Source organism: Microbulbifer aestuariivivens (assembly GCF_039545115.1).
Taxonomy (GTDB): Bacteria; Pseudomonadota; Gammaproteobacteria; order Pseudomonadales; family Cellvibrionaceae; genus Microbulbifer; species Microbulbifer aestuariivivens.
This window is the reverse complement of sequence record NZ_BAABRT010000010.1, coordinates 44,257-62,706: the sequence shown is the minus strand read 5'-3', so window position 1 is coordinate 62,706 and position 18,450 is coordinate 44,257. Positions and strand designations below refer to the sequence as shown.

The 18,450-nt window shown below is 61.4% G+C and carries 19 protein-coding genes; all 19 read left to right on the top strand.

Features of this window, described 5'->3' with window-relative positions; translation table 11 throughout:
• Nucleotides 1-67: 67 nt before the first annotated feature.
• The 19 genes from ABEA58_RS07725 to tsaA all read left to right on the top strand — a co-directional run bounded on the left by ABEA58_RS07725 (nt 68) and on the right by tsaA (nt 18,184).
• Entirely contained in the window at nt 68-547 is a 480-nt protein-coding gene (locus ABEA58_RS07725) for a Fe-S cluster assembly transcription factor (protein ID WP_345550309.1), read from the top strand.
• 65 nt (nt 548-612) lie between these two features.
• Complete coding sequence (locus tag ABEA58_RS07720; RefSeq protein ID WP_345550308.1) at nt 613-1,827, top strand: IscS subfamily cysteine desulfurase; 1,215 nt, start codon at nt 613-615, stop codon at nt 1,825-1,827.
• Between the two features lie 28 nt (nt 1,828-1,855).
• Entirely contained in the window at nt 1,856-2,263 is a 408-nt protein-coding gene (gene iscU / locus ABEA58_RS07715; RefSeq protein WP_345550307.1) for a Fe-S cluster assembly scaffold IscU, read from the top strand.
• A gap of 16 nt (nt 2,264-2,279) precedes the next feature.
• On the top strand, nt 2,280-2,603 hold the full coding sequence (gene iscA / locus ABEA58_RS07710) for an iron-sulfur cluster assembly protein IscA (RefSeq protein ID WP_345550305.1): 324 nt from the start codon (nt 2,280-2,282) through the stop codon (nt 2,601-2,603).
• 175 nt (nt 2,604-2,778) lie between these two features.
• Nucleotides 2,779-3,303 carry a Fe-S protein assembly co-chaperone HscB gene (gene hscB / locus ABEA58_RS07705; RefSeq protein ID WP_345550304.1) on the top strand — a complete coding sequence of 175 codons (525 nt, stop codon included), beginning with the start codon at nt 2,779-2,781 and terminating at the stop codon, nt 3,301-3,303.
• A 2-nt stretch (nt 3,304-3,305) separates the two neighbouring features.
• Nucleotides 3,306-5,165 (top strand): Fe-S protein assembly chaperone HscA, encoded by a 1,860-nt coding sequence (gene hscA / locus ABEA58_RS07700; RefSeq protein ID WP_345550302.1) that lies wholly within the window; start codon nt 3,306-3,308, stop codon nt 5,163-5,165.
• A 92-nt stretch (nt 5,166-5,257) separates the two neighbouring features.
• Complete coding sequence (gene fdx / locus ABEA58_RS07695) at nt 5,258-5,596, top strand: ISC system 2Fe-2S type ferredoxin (protein ID WP_345550300.1); 339 nt, start codon at nt 5,258-5,260, stop codon at nt 5,594-5,596.
• Nucleotides 5,597-5,634: 38 nt separating this feature from the next.
• The gene (gene iscX, locus ABEA58_RS07690; RefSeq protein WP_345550298.1) at nt 5,635-5,829 is read left to right on the top strand and encodes a Fe-S cluster assembly protein IscX; all 195 of its coding nucleotides are present in this window, start codon (nt 5,635-5,637) and stop codon (nt 5,827-5,829) included.
• A 214-nt stretch (nt 5,830-6,043) separates the two neighbouring features.
• Entirely contained in the window at nt 6,044-6,472 is a 429-nt protein-coding gene (gene ndk, locus ABEA58_RS07685; RefSeq protein ID WP_345550296.1) for a nucleoside-diphosphate kinase, read from the top strand.
• A 65-nt stretch (nt 6,473-6,537) separates the two neighbouring features.
• Nucleotides 6,538-7,665, top strand: coding sequence for a dual-specificity RNA methyltransferase RlmN (gene rlmN / locus ABEA58_RS07680; protein WP_345550295.1), 1,128 nt, complete (start codon nt 6,538-6,540; stop codon nt 7,663-7,665).
• Between the two features lie 83 nt (nt 7,666-7,748).
• Nucleotides 7,749-8,528: a type IV pilus biogenesis/stability protein PilW gene (pilW, locus tag ABEA58_RS07675; protein WP_345550294.1), complete on the top strand. Its 780-nt coding sequence runs from the start codon at nt 7,749-7,751 to the stop codon at nt 8,526-8,528.
• A complete protein-coding gene (locus ABEA58_RS07670) occupies nt 8,518-9,468 on the top strand; it encodes a RodZ domain-containing protein (protein ID WP_345550293.1) in 951 nt (316 codons plus the stop codon). The genes pilW and ABEA58_RS07670 overlap by 11 nt, the downstream gene beginning before the upstream one ends.
• Nucleotides 9,469-9,639: 171 nt before the next feature.
• Nucleotides 9,640-10,752, top strand: a complete 1,113-nt coding sequence (ispG, locus tag ABEA58_RS07665) for a flavodoxin-dependent (E)-4-hydroxy-3-methylbut-2-enyl-diphosphate synthase (protein ID WP_345550291.1) — start codon at nt 9,640-9,642, stop codon at nt 10,750-10,752.
• A gap of 244 nt (nt 10,753-10,996) precedes the next feature.
• Nucleotides 10,997-12,259 (top strand): histidine--tRNA ligase, encoded by a 1,263-nt coding sequence (gene hisS, locus ABEA58_RS07660; protein ID WP_345550289.1) that lies wholly within the window; start codon nt 10,997-10,999, stop codon nt 12,257-12,259.
• A 167-nt stretch (nt 12,260-12,426) separates the two neighbouring features.
• A complete protein-coding gene (locus ABEA58_RS07655) occupies nt 12,427-13,224 on the top strand; it encodes a YfgM family protein (protein ID WP_345550287.1) in 798 nt (265 codons plus the stop codon).
• Entirely contained in the window at nt 13,221-14,384 is a 1,164-nt protein-coding gene (gene bamB, locus ABEA58_RS07650) for an outer membrane protein assembly factor BamB (protein WP_345550285.1), read from the top strand. Before ABEA58_RS07655 ends, bamB begins: the two co-directional genes overlap by 4 nt.
• 129 nt (nt 14,385-14,513) lie before the next feature.
• A complete protein-coding gene (der, locus tag ABEA58_RS07645; protein ID WP_345550283.1) occupies nt 14,514-15,911 on the top strand; it encodes a ribosome biogenesis GTPase Der in 1,398 nt (465 codons plus the stop codon).
• 95 nt (nt 15,912-16,006) lie between these two features.
• Nucleotides 16,007-17,470: an NAD-dependent succinate-semialdehyde dehydrogenase gene (locus tag ABEA58_RS07640; protein WP_345550282.1), complete on the top strand. Its 1,464-nt coding sequence runs from the start codon at nt 16,007-16,009 to the stop codon at nt 17,468-17,470.
• A gap of 18 nt (nt 17,471-17,488) precedes the next feature.
• A complete protein-coding gene (gene tsaA / locus ABEA58_RS07635) occupies nt 17,489-18,184 on the top strand; it encodes a tRNA (N6-threonylcarbamoyladenosine(37)-N6)-methyltransferase TrmO (protein WP_345550280.1) in 696 nt (231 codons plus the stop codon).
• Nucleotides 18,185-18,450: the final 266 nt, after the last annotated feature.

The window sequence follows — 18,450 nt, the reverse complement described above, 5'->3', positions numbered from 1 at the left end:
ACTGTGAAGGTGGGTTATTCCATACTCGCGCCCGTTCTTGAGAGCTGTACCACGGTCGGGAGCTGATATGCGTTTGACAACAAAGGGCCGCTACGCGGTCACAGCCATGCTGGATCTGGCGCTGCACGCCGGCCGCGGGCCGATCAGCCTGGCGGATATTTCCAAGCGGCAGGGGATCTCCCTGTCGTATCTGGAGCAGCTCTTTTCCCGTCTGCGGCAGTCGGGGCTGGTGTCCAGTGTGCGCGGCCCCGGTGGCGGTTATCGCCTGGCGCGGGATGGCAGTGAAATATTCGTGGCGCAGATCGTCGATGCGGTCAACGAATCGGTGGATGCCACCAGTTGCGGTGGCAACAGCGATTGCGCCGGCGGTGAGCAGTGTCTCACCCACTACTTATGGTGTGATCTCAGCGCCCAGATCCACAGTTTTTTGAGTGGCATCAGTCTGGCTGACCTGGTCGCCAGGGCCGAGGTTCAGGAAGTCGCCCAGCGCCAGGAAATGCGCCAGACGGTGGAAGAAGAGACAGTGGCGGTGCTGGGCGGCCTGTAACCCGGCGCGGCTGAAACAGAGCACGAATGAACAATCAGAGTGTGAGTGCGCAGAGAGATTTGACTATGAAGCTTCCCATTTATCTGGACTATTCCGCCACCTGCCCGGTAGACCCCCGCGTGGCCAAAAAAATGGCGGAACAGCTGACGATGGAGGGTAACTTCGGTAACCCGGCCTCGCGCTCCCACTTGTTTGGCTGGAAAGCCGAAGAGGCGGTCGAGGATGCGCGCCGCAACCTGGCGGAGCTGGTGAATGCCGACCCGCGCGAGATTGTCTGGACCAGTGGTGCCACCGAATCCGACAACCTCGCCATCAAGGGCGCGGCGCACTTCTATCAGGGTAAAGGCAAGCACATCATTACCTCCAAGATCGAGCACAAGGCGGTGCTCGACACCTGCCGCCAGCTTGAGCGCGAGGGTTTCGAGGTCACTTACCTGAACCCCCGTGAGGACGGCATCGTCTACCCGGAACAGGTGCAGGAGGCCATGCGCGATGACACCATCGTCGTCAGCCTGATGCACGTGAACAACGAAATCGGCGTGATCAACGATATCGCCGCTATCGGGGAAATCTGCCGCGCCCGCAAAGTGATTTTCCATGTGGACGCCGCCCAGAGCGCCGGTCGCCTGCCTATCGACCTGGCGGAAACCAAAGTGGACCTGATGTCCTTCTCCGCCCACAAGATGTACGGTCCCAAAGGGATCGGCGCCCTGTATGTGCGCCGCAAGCCGCGCGTGCGCCTGGAGGCGCAGATGCACGGTGGCGGCCACGAGCGCGGTATGCGCTCAGGCACCCTTGCGACTCACCAGATCGTCGGCATGGGCGAGGCCGCGCGCATCGTCAAAGAGGAGATGGCGGCAGAGAGCAAGCGTATCGAAGCCCTGCGCGATCGCTTCTGGGATCAGATCAAGGATATGGAAGAGGTGCACGTGAACGGCTCCTGGGAGCAGCGTGTACCGGGCATTCTCAATGTGAGTTTTGCCTTTGTGGAGGGCGAGAGCCTGATCATGTCTCTGAAGGACCTGGCGATTTCATCCGGTTCTGCCTGTACCTCCGCAAGCCTTGAGCCCAGCTACGTGCTGCGCGCCCTGGGTGTCAACGATGAGCTGGCCCACAGCTCGCTGCGTTTCAGCTTCGGCCGCTTCACCACCGAGCACGAAGTGGATACCGCAGCCGCGGAAGTGCGCAAGGCAGTGGAAAAGCTGCGCGAACTCTCGCCACTTTGGGATATGTACAAAGACGGTATCGACCTGAACACCATCGAGTGGGCCGCCCACTAAGCGCTCAGCAAGAGTTAGGAGAAAAGTCATGGCCTATAGCGACAAAGTAATCGACCATTACGAGCACCCCCGCAACGTCGGTCGCTTGGATGATAAAGCGGACAATGTGGGCACCGGCATGGTCGGCGCCCCCGCCTGTGGTGACGTGATGCGTCTGCAGATTCAGGTCAACAGCGACGGCGTGATCGAGGATGCGAAATTCAAGACCTACGGTTGTGGTTCCGCCATCGCCTCCAGCTCCCTGCTGACCGAGTGGGTAAAGGGCAAGACCATCGATGAGGCGGAGCAGATCAAGAACACTGCCATCGCCGAAGAGCTGGCTCTGCCGCCGGTGAAGATCCACTGCTCGGTTCTGGCGGAGGACGCCATCAAGGCCGCGGTGCGCGATATCCGCGAAAAGCGTGGCGAGGCGGTGAAGGAAGACGCGGCCGAATAAGCAGTAAGGCGGAACAATGGCAATTACCATGACGGCAGCGGCACAGGGGCATGTGGCGCGGCAGCTGGAAAAACGTGGCAAAGGGATCGGTATCCGTGTCGGTGTGCGCACCGCCGGTTGTTCCGGTATGGCCTATGTGCTCGAGTTTGTTGATCAGGCGGAAGCCGAGGATCAGGTTTTCGAGCAGGGTGGAGTCAAACTGGTGGTTGATCCCAAAAGTCTCGCCTACCTGGACGGAACCGAGCTGGATTTCGTCAAGGAGGGGTTGAACGAGGGTTTTGCGTTCAACAACCCCAATGTGAAAAATGAATGCGGTTGCGGCGAAAGCTTCCACGTGTGAAGTAGCCGCTGCGCACAAGGGGCCGGCTGCTTCTCTGCAGGCCGGCCTTTTTTCTTGGTGAGCAGCCTTTCCGGTGTGTTGCTCAATGCATGCGCCGGTTCCGCCAGCCGGCCTGGCAGCAGCCGCAAGCGGAGACGAAGGGTCGCGGGCAAACGGGTCAGATTACAGGACAGCCATGTCGGAACAGCAGACATATTTCGATATTTTCGCTCTGGAACCCGGGTTCGAGGTGAACCTTGCCGCCCTGTCCCAGCGCTACCGTGAGTTGCAAAGGGAATTCCACCCGGACAAGTATGCGGCCAAATCCTCCCGCGAGCAGATGCTGGCCATGCAATATGCAACGCGCATCAACGAGGCGCACACTACCCTGCGCGATCCGGTGCGCCGCGCCGGCTACCTGCTGTCACTGGCGGGCGTCGAGGTGAGCCCGGAGCAGACCACCGCCGATGCGCAATTCCTGATGCAGCAGATGATGTTGCGGGAACAGCTGGAAGAGGTGCGCGGCGCGGCCGATGCCGCCGCGGCGCTGGACGAGCTCGCCGATGAAGTGAGCGGGCTGTTCCGCGCCGAGCAGCAGCAGTTCGCCGCTGCTTATGCCGCATCCAGGCTGGATGATGCGAAGAATGCGTTCCTCAAACTGCAGTTTCTGTCGAAATTGCAGCGGCAGGTTGAAGAACTCGAAGAAGATTTACTGGATTAAACATGGCGCTACTGCAGATCTCAGAACCCGGTCAGACTCCTGAACCCCATCAGCGCAAGCGCGCCGTGGGCATCGACCTGGGCACCACCAATTCATTGGTGGCGACAGTGCGCAGCGGTTCCGCCGAGGCCATCAAGGCGGCCGATGGCAGTGTGATTCTGCCTTCCGCAGTGCACTACGGCGCCGGTGGTGTTGCGGTCGGCAGTGACGCCCGCGCCCGCGCCGCCAGCGACCCCTATAACACCATGCTGTCCATCAAGCGCCTGATGGGGCGCGGCCTGGCCGATGTGAAAAGTTTCGGCGATCAGCTGCCCTATCGTTTTGCCGACAGTGATGGCGGCATGCCGCTGATCGAGACGGCGGCGGGCAAGGTCAACCCGGTACAGGTTTCCGCCGAGATTCTCAAGGTGCTGGCGCAGCGCGGCAGCGAAGCGCTGGGCGGCGAACTGGACGGTGCGGTGATCACGGTGCCGGCGTATTTCGACGATGCCCAGCGGCAGGCCACCAAAGACGCCGCACGGCTCGCGGGTCTGCACGTTCTGCGCCTGCTCAACGAGCCCACCGCGGCGGCGGTGGCCTATGGCCTCGACCGCGGGCAAGAGGGCGTTATCGCGGTCTATGACCTGGGCGGTGGCACCTTCGATATTTCCATTCTGCGCCTGTCCCGAGGCGTGTTCGAAGTGCTCTCCACCGGTGGTGATACCGCCCTCGGTGGCGACGACTTTGACCGCGCTATCGCCGGCTGGATGGCCGAACAGGCGGGGCTGGGCACCGATCTTGATGTCGCCACCCAGCGCGCGCTGCTGGACGGCGCCTGTGCCGCCAAGGAGCAGCTGGCGAAACTTGAGTCGGTGGTGGTCAGCCACGGCGACTGGCAGGCAACCCTCGACCGGCAAACCCTGGCGTCCATACTAGACCCGCTGATCGACAAGACCCTGCGCGCCAGCAAGCGCGCCCTGCGCGATGCGGGGCTAGCGGTGGACGAGGTTGGCGAAGTGGTGCTGGTAGGTGGCTCCACCCGCACCCTGCGTGTGCGCGAGCGGGTAGAGGCATTTTTTGGCCGCAAACCCCATGCGGATATCGATCCCGACCAGGTAGTGGCCATCGGAGCGGCGCTGCAGGCGGATGTGCTGGTGGGTAACAAGTCCGGTGAAGACCTGCTGTTGCTGGATGTGATACCGCTGTCTCTCGGTATCGAGACCATGGGCGGCTTGACCGAAAAACTGATCCCGCGCAATACCACTATTCCTGTCGCCAAGGCCCAGGAATTCACCACTTTCAAGGATGGCCAGACGGCCATGGCCGTTCATGTGGTGCAGGGCGAGCGGGAACTGGTCAAGGACTGCCGCTCTCTGGCCCGCTTTGAGCTGCGCGGTATCCCGCCGATGGTAGCGGGCGCGGCGCATATCCGCGTGACCTTCCAGGTGGATGCGGACGGCCTGCTCTCTGTGACCGCCTTGGAGAAAAGCAGCGGTGTCAGTGCCGATATCACCGTGAAACCCTCCTACGGGCTTGAGGATGAGGACATTACCCGCATGCTCAAGGACTCCTATGTTCACGCCGAGGAGGATATGGCGGCGCGCGCTCTGCGCGAGGCGCAGGTGGAAGCCGAGCGGGCGCTGGAAGCGCTGCTGGTGGCCCTGCGGGAAAGTGGGGCCGAGATGCTGAGCGGAAGCGAGCTGGATGCGCTGGAAAGCGCCATGGAGGCTTTGCGCCAGGCGCATAACGGCGCTGATGCGGACGAGATCCACCGGCGCATCGAGGCGCTCAACGAGGTCTCCGAGCCCTTTGCCGCCCGCCGTATGGACGCCTCCATCCGCCGGGCCATGCAGGGACATACCCTGGACGAATTTGACCAATAACACGCGGCTGCCGGCCAGTCCGGAGCGATAGAGCCGCCGTCGCCGTCAAAAAAAGCGGTGGCGCCATTGAGACCATAGCGAGTTGGAAGCCCATGCCTAAAATCGTATTTTTGCCCCACGCCGAGATCTGCCCCGAGGGCAAGGTGGTTGAAGTGGAGAACGGGGTGAGCATCTGTGATGCGGCGCTTGCGCACGGTATCGACATCGAGCACGCCTGTGAAAAGTCCTGCGCCTGCACCACCTGTCACGTGATTGTGCGTGAGGGCTTTGACTCCCTCGGTGAGCCGGACGAGCTGGAAGAGGACATGCTGGACAAGGCCTGGGGGCTGGAGCCGGAGTCGCGCCTGTCCTGTCAGGCTATCGTGGATGATGAAGACCTGGTGGTCGAGATTCCCAGGTACACCATCAACCAGGTTTCGGAAAAACACTGACGGCGCGGCCAGGGCCGTCGCCAAGGGGAGATTGACGAATGAAATGGACGGATATCAACGACATCGCCATTGAGCTGGTGGAGGCGCGCCCGGATGTGGACCCGCTGAGCGTCAATTTTGTCGACCTGCGCAACTGGGTTATGGAGCTGCCGGGCTTTGACGATGACCCGGCCCGCTGTGGCGAGAAGGTCCTCGAGGCGATTCAGGCCGCCTGGATCGAGGAAGCCGACTGACCAGTTGGTGCGGAATGCAGATTCTGCGTCACAGGGTATTGCCACGAGTACAAAGCTCGAACAATTCCCTGTACAATCCGCCCGCCACAGAGGGTGGTGGTCGCTTTTCGCACAATCTGAGCGGGGAGCGGCGTAAAAAACCGGAATTCAGGGAAGAGCAACTGCGGTTGCTCTTTCTATATGTAAATTGCAAATACTGAAATTGGAGAAAATCATGGCCCAGGAACGCACTCTTTCCATCATCAAGCCGGACGCGGTAGCCAAGAACGTGATTGGCGAAATTGAAAGCCGCTTTGAGAAAGCCGGCTTGCGTATTGTCGCCATGAAGATGATGCACCTGTCCCGTGAAAAGGCCGAGGGCTTCTACGCCGAGCACAAAGAGCGCCCCTTCTTCAAGGATCTGGTGGACTTCATGACCTCCGGTCCGGTTGTTGTGCAGGTTCTGGAAGGTGAGGACGCCGTTAAGGCCAACCGTGACCTGATGGGCGCCACCAATCCGCAGGAAGCCGAAGCCGGCACCATCCGCGCCGACTTTGCCCAGAGCATCGACGCCAATGCGGTTCACGGTTCCGACTCCGCCACTTCCGCCGCGCGTGAGATCGGCTACTTCTTCGCAGACGATGAGATCTGCCCGCGCAGCTAAGGCTGTGTTCGCGCCGGCCCGTCCGAGCCGGCGCAGCTTACTTCCCGAGCCCCCGAGGTGATTCCATGACCGCTGACCAAACCGAAAAAGTGAACCTGCTGGGCCTGTCGATAGACAAGCTGGCGGCGTTTTTCGAGTCTTTGGGCGAAAAGCGTTTTCGCGCAGTGCAGGTCCTCAAGTGGATTCACCAGAACGGCGTCGATGACTTCGAGCAGATGACCAATGTCAGCAAGCCGCTGCGCGCGAAGCTGGCACAGCTGGCCGAGATTCGCGCCCCGCAAGTGCTCGAGCAGTGGGACTCCGCCGACGGCACGCGCAAATGGCTGATCCAGGTTTCCGGCGGCAACGCCATCGAGACGGTCTATATCCCCGACGGCGACCGCGGCACCCTGTGTGTCTCCTCGCAGGTGGGCTGCTCCCTCGATTGCAGCTTCTGTGCCACCGGCAAACAGGGGTTCAACCGCGACCTGACCGCGGCCGAGATCATCGGCCAGGTGTGGATCGCCTGTAAGTCTTTTGGCCAGTTGCAGCCGAAGGGGCCGCGCAAGGTGACCAACGTGGTGATGATGGGTATGGGCGAGCCCCTGCTCAACTTCGACAACGTGGTCGATGCCATGAACCTGATGATGGAAGACAACGCCTACGGCATTTCCAAGCGTCGCGTCACCCTGAGCACCTCCGGTGTGGTGCCGGCTCTGGACCGCTTGGCGGATGTGACCGACGTAAGCCTGGCTATTTCCCTCCACGCCCCCAATGACGAGCTGCGCAACGAGCTGGTGCCGATCAACAAGAAGTATCCTATTGCAGTGCTGCTCGACAGTGCCAAGCGCTATATCGAGCGGATGCCCGACACGCACCGCAAGATGACCATCGAGTACACCCTGATGCGGGAGGTCAACGACCGCCCCGAGCACGCGGAGCAACTGGCAGAGCTTCTGCGTGATGTGCCTGTCAAGATAAATCTGATACCCTTTAACCCGTTTGAGCTGTCCGACTATCAGCGCGTGAGCAACAACGCTTTGCGACGCTTTCAGCAGATTTTGTTGGATAAAGGATTTACGGTAACCGTTCGCACCACGCGGGGCGACGATATCGCCGCGGCCTGCGGCCAGCTGGCCGGCAGTGTCAATGACCGCACACGCCGCTCCGAGCGCTATCGCAATGGCGAGCGCCCGGTGCGTATCGTCGGTTAGTGCGTTCACGGTTGGCCATTATGAGCCGGCCATTCAACGGCGCATCGCCCGGGTGTGTTCCCAGAAAAACAACAGGTGATGTAGTGTTGACGAAATCCCTTTCCCTGCCGCTGGCGGGTCTTATTCTCAGTGCCCTGCTGACCGGTTGTGTTACCACTGGCTTGCCGGAACGCAAGGAGATCGACCTGGACAAGGCGGTCAAAACCCATGTGCAGCTGGGCTTCCGCTACCTGCAGACCGGTGAAAACCGCGATATTGCCCGTCACCACTTCAATAAGGCGCTCGAACTCGGCAAGCGCAATCCTGACGCACACCACGGGCTGGCCATGCTCTATCAGGCCGATGGTGAACTGGAAGTTGCCGAGGAGCACTTCCGCAAGGCGCTGCGCTATGGTGACGGCTTCTCCATGGCGCATACCAACTACGGAGCTTTTCTCTACGGCGCAGGGCGTTATCGGGAGGCGCTGAAACAGTTTGAGATCGCCGCCAAGGATCTCACCTATCAGCGCCGCTCCTACGCCCTGACCAATTACGGCCGCGCTGCCGTGCGGCTCGGCATGATGGACGAGGCCGAAAAGGCCTTTATCCGTGCGCTGGCCCTGAACGAAAGCCTGCCCCAGCCGCTGCTGGAGCTGGCGACTATGAAATACGACTCAGGAGCCTATGCCCAGGCCAAGCAGTACCTGGACCGCTACAATGACAAGCACCGCCAGGTGCCCCAGTCCCTCTGGCTGGGTATCCGCATCGAAAAAATCTTTGGCAACAGGGACAAGGAGCGCAGTTACGCCCTGGCCCTGAGAAACCTCTACCCCTATTCAGCGGAAGCGCTGGAATACAAGAAGATGATGGCCAATGACGGATAAGCAAGCCGAAAACGCCCAGGCGCCGGTAGAGACCGCCGCTAGCCGCGACGAGCACCCCTCTCCGGGCAGCCAGCTGCGCGCCGCCCGCGAAGCCGCCGGACTCTCTCTCGATGAGCTTTCCTCCCGCCTGCGAATGACCCGCAACAAGCTTGAGTGGCTTGAGCTGGACCAGTACGACCGCCTGTCCGGCGCCCTCTATGTTCGCGGCTATATCCGCAACGTCTGCAAGGAGCTCGGAGTTGACCCCGAGCCCGTCCTGCAGGCCTTCTCCGGCTACAGTGCCGCAGAAGAAGAGAGCCGGGTGATTATCGAGCATGTCACGCGCGGGCCTGTGATAGAAGAGGGTGGCAAGGGCGGTTATGGTTTTCTGAAGGTGCTGCCCCTGATCGCGGTGGCTGGCATCTTCTGGTGGTTTCAGGGGCGGGATTCCGGTGCCCCCACTCTCAACGACATCAACGATTCCCTTGCGGGGCAGGCTGCCGAAGCGGCGGCACTGGACGCATCCCTGGCGGAGTACTCCGCGGACCCCGCGCTTGTGGAATCAGCGCTGGCCGAGGCGGATACTGTCGCCCCCAGTGCGGATGAACCCGCAGCCGCAGAGCTGGCGCCGGCAGCGGCCGGGGAAGCGGAAGCTGCGGTAGCGGAGGTCACTAAGGCCGGCTCAGAACTGTCGAGCGTGGACGCAACCGTTGAGACGCTGGAGCTGCGCTTCTCCGAGGAAGCCTGGATCGAGGTCAAAGATGCCCGCGGTACTGTATTGCTGGCCACCCTGCAGGCCCAGGGGTCGACGGTAGAGCTGGAGGGGCAGCCTCCGTTCAGCCTGATGCTGGGCAATGCCGCCGGGACCGAAGTGCGCTATCGCAATCAGGTGATCCCCAGTGATCCTCTCGGCAGCCGCCGCACCCGCCGGCTGACAGTCGGCGAAACCCAAGGCGGATAACGCCCGCTCTGTTGCTGCCGGCAGCGCTGGCGCCGTTTGCCGGCGGCCACGGCCGTCGCCGCGCTCCACGGCGACGGCAATCCCTTATGGCGCTGTTGCTGATTTGTGCGCTCCGCACCTTTATAATTCCCACCTCGATTTTTCACTCTGCGAAACCGCCAGGTCAGACGTATGCAATTTGAGTCACCCATCGTTCGCCGCGTTTCCCGTCAAATTATGGTGGGCAATGTGCCCGTCGGCGGCGGGGCGCCAATTTCGGTGCAGAGCATGACCAACACCGATACCTGCGACGTGGAGGCCACCGTCGGCCAGATCCGTCGCCTGCAGGATGCCGGCGCCGATATCGTGCGGGTTTCTGTACCCAGCATGGATGCCGCCGAGGCGTTTGGCGCGATCAAACAGCAGGTCGAGGTGCCTCTGGTTGCGGATATCCACTTCGACTACCGCATTGCCCTGCGCGTGGCGGATCTGGGCGTGGACTGCCTGCGCATCAACCCCGGCAATATCGGCCGCGAACATCGTATCCGCGCGGTTGTGGACAAGGCGCGCGATTTGAATATCCCTATCCGCATCGGCGTCAACGCGGGTTCGCTGGAAAAGGATCTGCAGAAAAAATATGGCGAGCCGACCCCGGACGCACTGGTGGAATCCGCGCTGCGCCATGTGGAAATTCTCGATGGCCTCGACTTCCACAACTTCAAAGTGAGCGTTAAGGCGTCGGACATCTTTATGGCCACCGCCGCCTACCGCAAGCTGGCACAGCTGATCGAACAGCCGCTGCACCTGGGGATTACCGAGGCGGGTGGCCTGCGGGCCGGAACCGTCAAGTCGGCCATCGGTCTGGGCGCGCTGCTGCTGGATGGCATCGGCGACACCCTGCGGGTTTCCCTCGCCGCCGACCCGGTGGAAGAAGTGAAAGTGGGCTGGGACCTGTTGAAGAGCCTGCGCCTGCGCAGTAAGGGCATTAATTTTATCGCCTGTCCCAGCTGTTCCCGCCAGAACTTCGACGTGGTCAAGACCATGAACGAGCTCGAGGCGCGACTTGAGGATGTCACCATCCCGCTGGATGTGGCGGTGATCGGATGCATCGTCAACGGCCCGGGTGAGGCCAAGGAGGCCGATGTCGGCCTTACCGGTGGCACGCCCAGCCATGCGATCTATGTGGACGGCAAGCCCAGCCACAAAATGAGTAATGATAATCTGGTGGATGATCTGGAACGCCTGATTCGTGAAAAGGCGGCGGCCAAGGCGGAGCGGGAGGCGGATATCATCGCCAAGGCCTGACAACTTGCCGGCTTCTTGTGCGGTGTTCACGGCGGCGGCATCAGCGCTGCCGCCGATACCGCAGCGATAAACGCCGTTTTTGTTATGCGCGGTTTCTGCGGCCTCTCCGTTAACTCAACCCGGCAGGTGGTCGGCTGAGTATCGCCGCTGAAACTTCCGCAAATCGATATAAGTACCCAACGAGCTTCCGTGCGCGGCACGGGGCCTTGAACTGGATACTGACTGCATTAAGTAAGGACAAATCTTGAAACAGCTTCGCGCAATTCGCGGTATGAATGATTTGCTGCCGGGCCAGTCCCCGGTCTGGCAGTACGTGGAGAGCACTGTCGGCGAACTCTTCGCCCGTTACGGATACAGTGAGATCCGCACCCCCTACTTGGAAGCGACACAGCTTTTCAGCCGCGCTGTCGGTGAGGCCACCGATATCGTCGAAAAGGAAATGTACACCTTCGAAGACAAGAGTGGCGACAGTGTCACCCTGAGGCCAGAGGGCACCGCCGGCACCGTGCGTGCGGCGATCCAGAACAGCCTGCTGACAACGCCCCAGCGACTCTGGTACTTCGGCCCCATGTTCCGCTACGAGCGCCCGCAGAAGGGCCGCCTGCGCCAGTTCCACCAGTTTGGTGTCGAGGTGTTTGGCATCGAGGGGCCGGATGTGGATGCGGAAATCCTTATCATGACCGCGCGCCTGTGGCGCCAGCTGGGCATTGCCGATTCCGTTACCCTGCAGCTCAACTCCCTCGGCAACGCCGCCAGTCGCGCCGCCTTTCGTGACGCGCTGGTGGAATACCTGAGCGAGCGCAAGGATCAGCTGGACGAAGACAGTCAGCGCCGCCTCGACAAGAACCCGCTGCGGATACTCGACAGCAAAAACCCGCAGACCCAGGAACTGCTCGCTGATGCGCCCTGTCTACTGGACTACCTGGATGAGGAGTCCGCGGCGCACTTTGCGAGCCTGCGGGCGATGCTCGACGCCGCCGGCGTAGAGTACGTCATCAACTCCCGCCTGGTGCGCGGACTGGACTACTACGGCAAGACGGTGTTCGAGTGGGTGACTGACAGCCTCGGTGCCCAGGGCACTGTGTGCGCCGGCGGCCGCTACGACGGCCTTGTCGAACAGCTGGGCGGCAAGCCGACGCCGGCCGTGGGCTTCGGCCTCGGCGTCGAGCGCCTGGTGCTGATGCTGGAAACGCTTGAGGTGTTGCCCGAGGGGCTGGATCAGCCCCTGGATGCGTACCTGGTTGCGGTGGGTGATGTACAATCGGCGGCTTTGGCCACCGCGGAGCGCATTCGCGACGAGCTGCCCTGGCTGCGTTTGCAGACCCACTGCGGTGGCGGCAGCTTCAAGAGCCAGATGAAAAAGGCGGACAAGAGCAATGCGGATTTCGCCCTCATCATCGGTGAGGACGAAGCGGCCGCCGGGCAGGTAACGGTGAAATTCCTGCGCGCCGAGCAGCCGCAGCAGACCGTGGCCCTGGCCGACCTGCCCGCACTGTTGCAGGGTTGAGTAGTGGCTGAGCGCAGGCCCGCCGCCCTTTGGAGTGCTTTGTTGTGCTCCAAGGCTCGGAGCGTATAGCCTGGCGCAGCACCATTAGGCGCGGTATCGCTGCGGCACCCTATCGGAATGGCGAAGATTGGAAGTACCAAGAATTTACAGGAAAGGCGAATTAACCAATGGCTGATCATCTGACCGAAGAAGAACAAATAGAATCGCTCAAGCGCTGGTGGCAGGAAAATGGCCGCGGCATTGTGACCGGTGTGGCCCTGGCCCTGGCCGGCTATTTCGGCTTTCAGTGGTGGCAGGGTGCAGAGCGGGAGAAGGCCGAAGCCTCCTCCGATCTGTATCAGGGCTTTATCGAAGCGGTGAACGCCAACGAAGGGCAGCCGAACAATAAGCAGCTGACCACTGCCAAGAGTCTGGCGCAGCAGCTCAAAGAGGAGTATGCCAGCCGTATTTATGCCAGCCAGGCGGCCCTGCGCCTGGCGGCGTTGGCTGCCAACGAAAATGACCTGGAGAGCGCTACCAAAGAGCTGCAGTGGGTGCTCGACAACACCTCTGAAGAGTCCCTGAAGCTGCTGGCCAGCCGCCGCCTGGCCACGGCGCTGGCGGCCCGCGGCAAGCCTGACGAGGCTCTGCAGCTGCTGCAGGGCGATGTGCCCGCCGCCTTCGCGGCACTCTTTGCCGAGACCCGCGGCGATATTCTGCTGCAGAAAGGCGACAAGGCCGCGGCCCACGCCGCCTACCAGCAGGCACTGGCGGAGCTGCCTCTGGAGCAGGCCGGCGGCGCGCAGTTGCTGCGCCTGAAAGCGGAGAGTCTGGCGCCAGCGGCCAGCGATGACAGCGCGGAAGAGGACGCCGCGCCAGAGCAGGGCGCCGCGGAGCAGGCCACTCCCGAGCAGGCAGAGGCTCCGGAAGCGGCCCCAGAACAGACTGAGGCAACGGATTCGGCACAGGAGAGTGACGAGCAATGAAATTTCTTTCCCGGGCGCTGACCCGCTCCACCGCGCTTGTGCTGGCAGTGACGCTGGTCGCCTGCGCGTCCAATGAAGAGAAAGAGGATACCGACCCCGTTGACCTGGTGGATATCAATCCCACCGTGGAACTGCGAGAAGTCTGGTCTGAAAATATTGGCGACATCGACAGCAAGCGTTACGCCATGCTGCTGCCGGGCATCGGCGACGGCAAGATTGTCGCCGCCAGCAGTGATGGTGAAGTGCTGGCGCTGGATCGCGCCACAGGCCGCCAGCAGTGGGAGGTGGAGCTGGAAGTCCCCCTGAGCGGCGGTGTGGGCGTGGGACTTGGCCTTGCCGTGGTCTCCGATTATCGCGGCAATGTCGTCGCCCTCGACCTGAATAACGGCAGTGAACTGTGGCGCTATCAGCTCTCCAGTGAAGTGGTGGCGGCGCCAGCGGTGGGCGCCGGGGTGGTCGTACTGCAGACGGTCGACGGCAAGCTGGTGGCTCTCGACGCAGCCGAGGGCACTGAGCGCTGGAGCCACAGCACCACTCTGCCGGTGCTGACCCTGCGCGGCAATGCGGCACCGGTTATTACCGCCGGGGCGGTTTTTGCCGGGCTGGATAACGGCAAGATCATCGTTCTGGATGCCCGCGACGGCATCCCGCGCTGGGAGCAGCGCGTGGCTATTCCTCAGGGCTCCGCCGAGCTGGAGCGGGTGGTGGATATTGATGGTTCGCCTGTCGTGCGCGGTGAACTGGTATTTGCCGCCAGTTATCAGGGCCGGCTGGTGGCGCTGTCGCGGGATGATGGCCGCGGCCTGTGGGCCCGCGATGCCTCAACCAACCACAGCGTGGCCGCGGGCGCGGGCAATATATACTTGAGCGATGCCGGCGGCAGTGTCTACGCCTACAATGTTAGCGACGGCCAGATTGTATGGAGCAACGACGACCTGTTGCGCCGCAACCTGAGCGGTCCCGCTTACTTCGGTGACGTTCTGGTCGTGGGTGACCTGGAGGGTTACCTGCACGCCATGGACCCGGGCACCGGTGAGATCATCGGCCGCCGCAAGATCGATGGCGATGCGCTGCGCATCCCGATGGTGGTGGATGGTGACTTGCTGTTTGCCCTGTCCGACGGGGGCGAGCTTGTTGCCCTGCGCCTGGAACGCCGCTAGTAAAAAGTTTCACCCGGGCGGAGCTGGCCTCCTCCCGCCGCGCCTCTAAGCGCGGTGTTTTTGTACCGCCCGCGTTTCGCGGGCGTTCGCGTTTATGGCAAATCCGTTTTGCCCAGAGAAAACTGACTTATGCTGCCAGTAATTGCCCTGGTCGGGCGCCCCAATGTGGGTAAATCCACCCTGTTCAATCGGCTTACCAAGAGCCGCGATGCCCTGGTGGCCAATTACGCCGGTCTGACCCGCGATCGCAAATATGGCGAGGCGGAAATCGATGGCAAAAAAATGATCCTCGTGGATACCGGCGGTATTACCGGCGGCGAGGAGGGGATTGATGCGGCAATGGCCCAGCAGTCCATGCAGGCAATTGAAGAGGCCGATTTCGTGCTGTTCCTGGTGGACTGTCGCGATGGCCTGACCCCGGCGGATGAAATGATCGCCGAACAGCTGCGCAGCCGCTCAAAGCCCACGCTGTTGGTCGCCAACAAGGTCGACGGCGTCAATCCGGATATCGCCCTGGCACCGTTTTACGAGCTGGGTATCGGCGAGCTGTTCCCCACCACCGCCACTCACGGGCGCGGCGTGCGCTCACTGATGCAGCGGGTTGCGGATGGTCTGCCGGATCAGGCTGTCGAGGAGGAAGAGGAGCAGGAGGCCACCGGCATCAAGATCGCCATTGTCGGTCGTCCCAATGTGGGCAAGTCCACGCTGGTCAACCGCCTGCTCGGTGAGGAGCGCGTCGTGGTCTATGACCAGCCCGGAACCACCCGCGACAGTATCTATATCAATTACGACCGCGACGGCAAACCTTTCACCCTGATCGACACCGCCGGCATCCGGCGGCGCAAGAACATCAAGGAATCGGTGGAGAAGTTTTCCATCGTCAAGACCCTGCAGGCAGTCGAGGATGCCAATGTGGTGGTGTTGGTGATCGACGCCAAAGAGGGTCTTGTGGATCAGGATATGCACCTGATGGGCAGCGTGATCCAGGCGGGGCGCGCCTTGGTAGTGGCGCTGAACAAGTGGGATGGTCTGGATTCCGACCACCGCGACTTCGTCAAGACCGAGCTGGAGCGGCGCCTGCGGTTTGTGGATTTTGCCGATATCCACTTTATTTCCGCACTGCACGGCACCGGCGTCGGGCATTTGTACGAGTCGATTGAAGCCGCCTACCAGTCAGCCACAGACAAGCTCTCCACCAATCACCTGACGCGCATCCTGCAGTGGGCGGTGAGTGAACACCAGCCGCCGCTGGTGCACGGGCACCGCATCAAGCTGCGCTATGCGCACGCCGGTGGTCAGAACCCACCGGTGATTGTTATTCACGGCAATCAGACCGAAAAGGTACCGGCGCATTATGTCCGCTATCTGGAAAAGACCTACCGCAAGGCTCTGGAACTGCACGGCACGCCGGTGAAAATCGAGTTCCGCACCGGCGACAACCCCTACGCTGGGCGCAAGAACAAGCTCAGCGACCGGCAGAAAGCCAAGAAGCGGCGGCTGATGAAGTTCGTTAAAAAGAAAAAATAATCGCGGTCCCCGGTGTTGGTGTTGTAGCGGTCAGGGGGCAGGCAAGCAGCTAGGTAAAACGACCAGGCGAAACGAGCAGGCAAAAGGAGCACGCAATGCTGAATCTGAAAAATCCTTCTCTACTGCGCACCCAGTCCTATGTGGATGGGGAGTGGATCGATGCTGATTCCGGGGCCTCCCTCGATGTCACCAACCCGGCCACTGGCGAAGTCGTCGCCACGATTGGCAGCCTCGGCGCAGCGGAAACCCGCCGGGCGATCGAGGCCGCTAACCGCGCCTGGCCGGCCTGGCGTGGTGCCACCGTCAAGGAGCGGGCGAGGCTGCTGCGTCGCTGGTACGACCTGATCATCGACAACGCCGACGACCTGGCAAAAATCCTCACGGCGGAGCAGGGCAAGCCGTTGGCCGAAGCCAGAACCGAAGTGGTCTACGGGGCCAACTATGTGGAGTGGTTCTCCGAGGAGGCGAAGCGGGTCTACGGTGATGTCATCGCACCGCCCTCCAAGGACAAGCGAATTGTGGTGATCAAGCAGTCCGTCGGCGTCACCTGCTCGGTAACCCCGTGGAATTTCCCCAGCGCCATGATCGCCCGCAAAATGGCACCGGCGCTGGCCGCGGGCTGTACCTTCGTCAGCAAGCCCGCCTCTGAAACCCCGCTGTCCGCCCTGGCCCTCGCCGCACTGGCAGAAGAAGCCGGCATACCCGCCGGCGTCTTCAACGTGGTGGTGGGCAAGAGCTCCCGTGAGATCGGCGCGGAGATGACTTCCAACCCGCTGGTGCGCAAGTTCACCTTTACCGGCTCCACTGCGGTGGGCAAACAGCTGCAGGCCCAGTGCGCCCAGACCATCAAGAAAACCTCCATGGAACTCGGCGGCAACGCGCCGTTTATCGTCTTTGACGACGCGGACCTGGATGAGGCGGTTAAGGGGGCCATTGTCTGTAAATACCGCAACGCCGGCCAGACCTGCGTCTGCGCAAACCGTATCTTTGTGCAGGAAGGTGTCTACGATGCCTTTGCCAAGAAATTTGCCAGGGCGGTACAGCAATTGAAAATGGGCAACGGCGCCGATGATGGCGTAGAAGTCGGCCCGATGATCAACACCAAAGCGGTCAAGGATGTTCAGGCCCTGGTGGAAGATGCCGTTTCCAAAGGCGCCAAGGCCCCGGTGCAGGGCGGCCCCAGTGAGATGGGTGCGTGTTTTTATGCCCCTACGATCCTGACCGATGTGACCGAGGAGATGCAGATCTTCAGCGAGGAAATTTTTGGTCCTGTCGCCCCACTGTACAAGTTCTCCAGCGAAGAAGAAGCGATTCGGCTGGCCAACGACACCGAGTACGGACTCGCCTCCTACTTCTACTCCCGCGATATCGGCCGCATCTGGCGTGTCAGCGAAGCTTTGGAATACGGAATGGTGGGGGTCAACGAGGGTATTATCTCCAATGAAATGGCGCCTTTTGGCGGCATAAAGGAGTCCGGTGTCGGCCGCGAAGGCTCAAAGTATGGCATCGACGATTACATCGAGATCAAGTACCTGTGCCTAGGCGGTATCGACCAATAATCTGCGCTCTGGCTCTGCATGAACATTGAACCCATCGCGCGCGTGCACTCCTGCTTTGGCGAAAAATTCGGAGTGCCGCGCCAGCCATTGCTGGCCGACGCCAGCCGCGCCGCCATTGAACTGCTGCCGCCATTAAATGTGGCGGATGCGGTGGCCGGACTCGAGGAAAATACCCATCTCTGGGTGATCTTCCAGTTTCATCAGGCGGCCGGGCAATGGTCCACCAAAGTGCGCCCGCCGCGCCTCGGTGGCAACCGCAAACTCGGCGTACTCGCCACCCGCTCCCCCTTCCGCCCCAACAGTATTGGCCTGTCGGTGGTGCGCCTGTTGGAGGTGCGTACCGAGCCGAGAGTGGAGCTGATCGTCGGCGGGGCCGATCTGGTGGACGGCACACCGGTGCTCGATATCAAACCCTATGTACCCTATGCGGACGCCCTCGCCGATGCCCGCAGCGCCTTTGCCGACAGCGCGCCTGCCCGGGTGGCAGTGGAGATTCCCCCGGCTGTGCGCGCGCAAGCTGCGGATTATAAGGATGACTGGGGAACAGACCTGCCGCGCCTTATTGAACAGGTTCTGGCCCAGGACCCCAAGCCCGCCTACCAGAAGCCGGACCCGGAAAGAGTCTACGGAATGGCACTGTGTGGTTTTAACCTTCGCTGGCGCTATCGGGAACAGGACATCGAGGTGTTGGCGCTGGAGAGAAGCGAGTGCTAAGTGCAAGGCATTCAATGCCCAGCTTAGTTTCGCGGGTTTAATCCGTTCCTTTGCTGCAGCAGTCTGAATTTTCCCCTTTCTGTACAAATCTTTCCTGCAGTGTGGCTCCCCTTTGTTATAGGTTGGCAGCGCACGTTGTTTTGCTGTTGCTTGCCCATCCAGTCCAGCGGATATCCCGCCTGCAAAGATCAATTTTTCCAATATCCGCATCAGTACCAGACAGCCGCGTGAACACAGTAGCTGGCAGTGACTAAAACTGTCGCTAA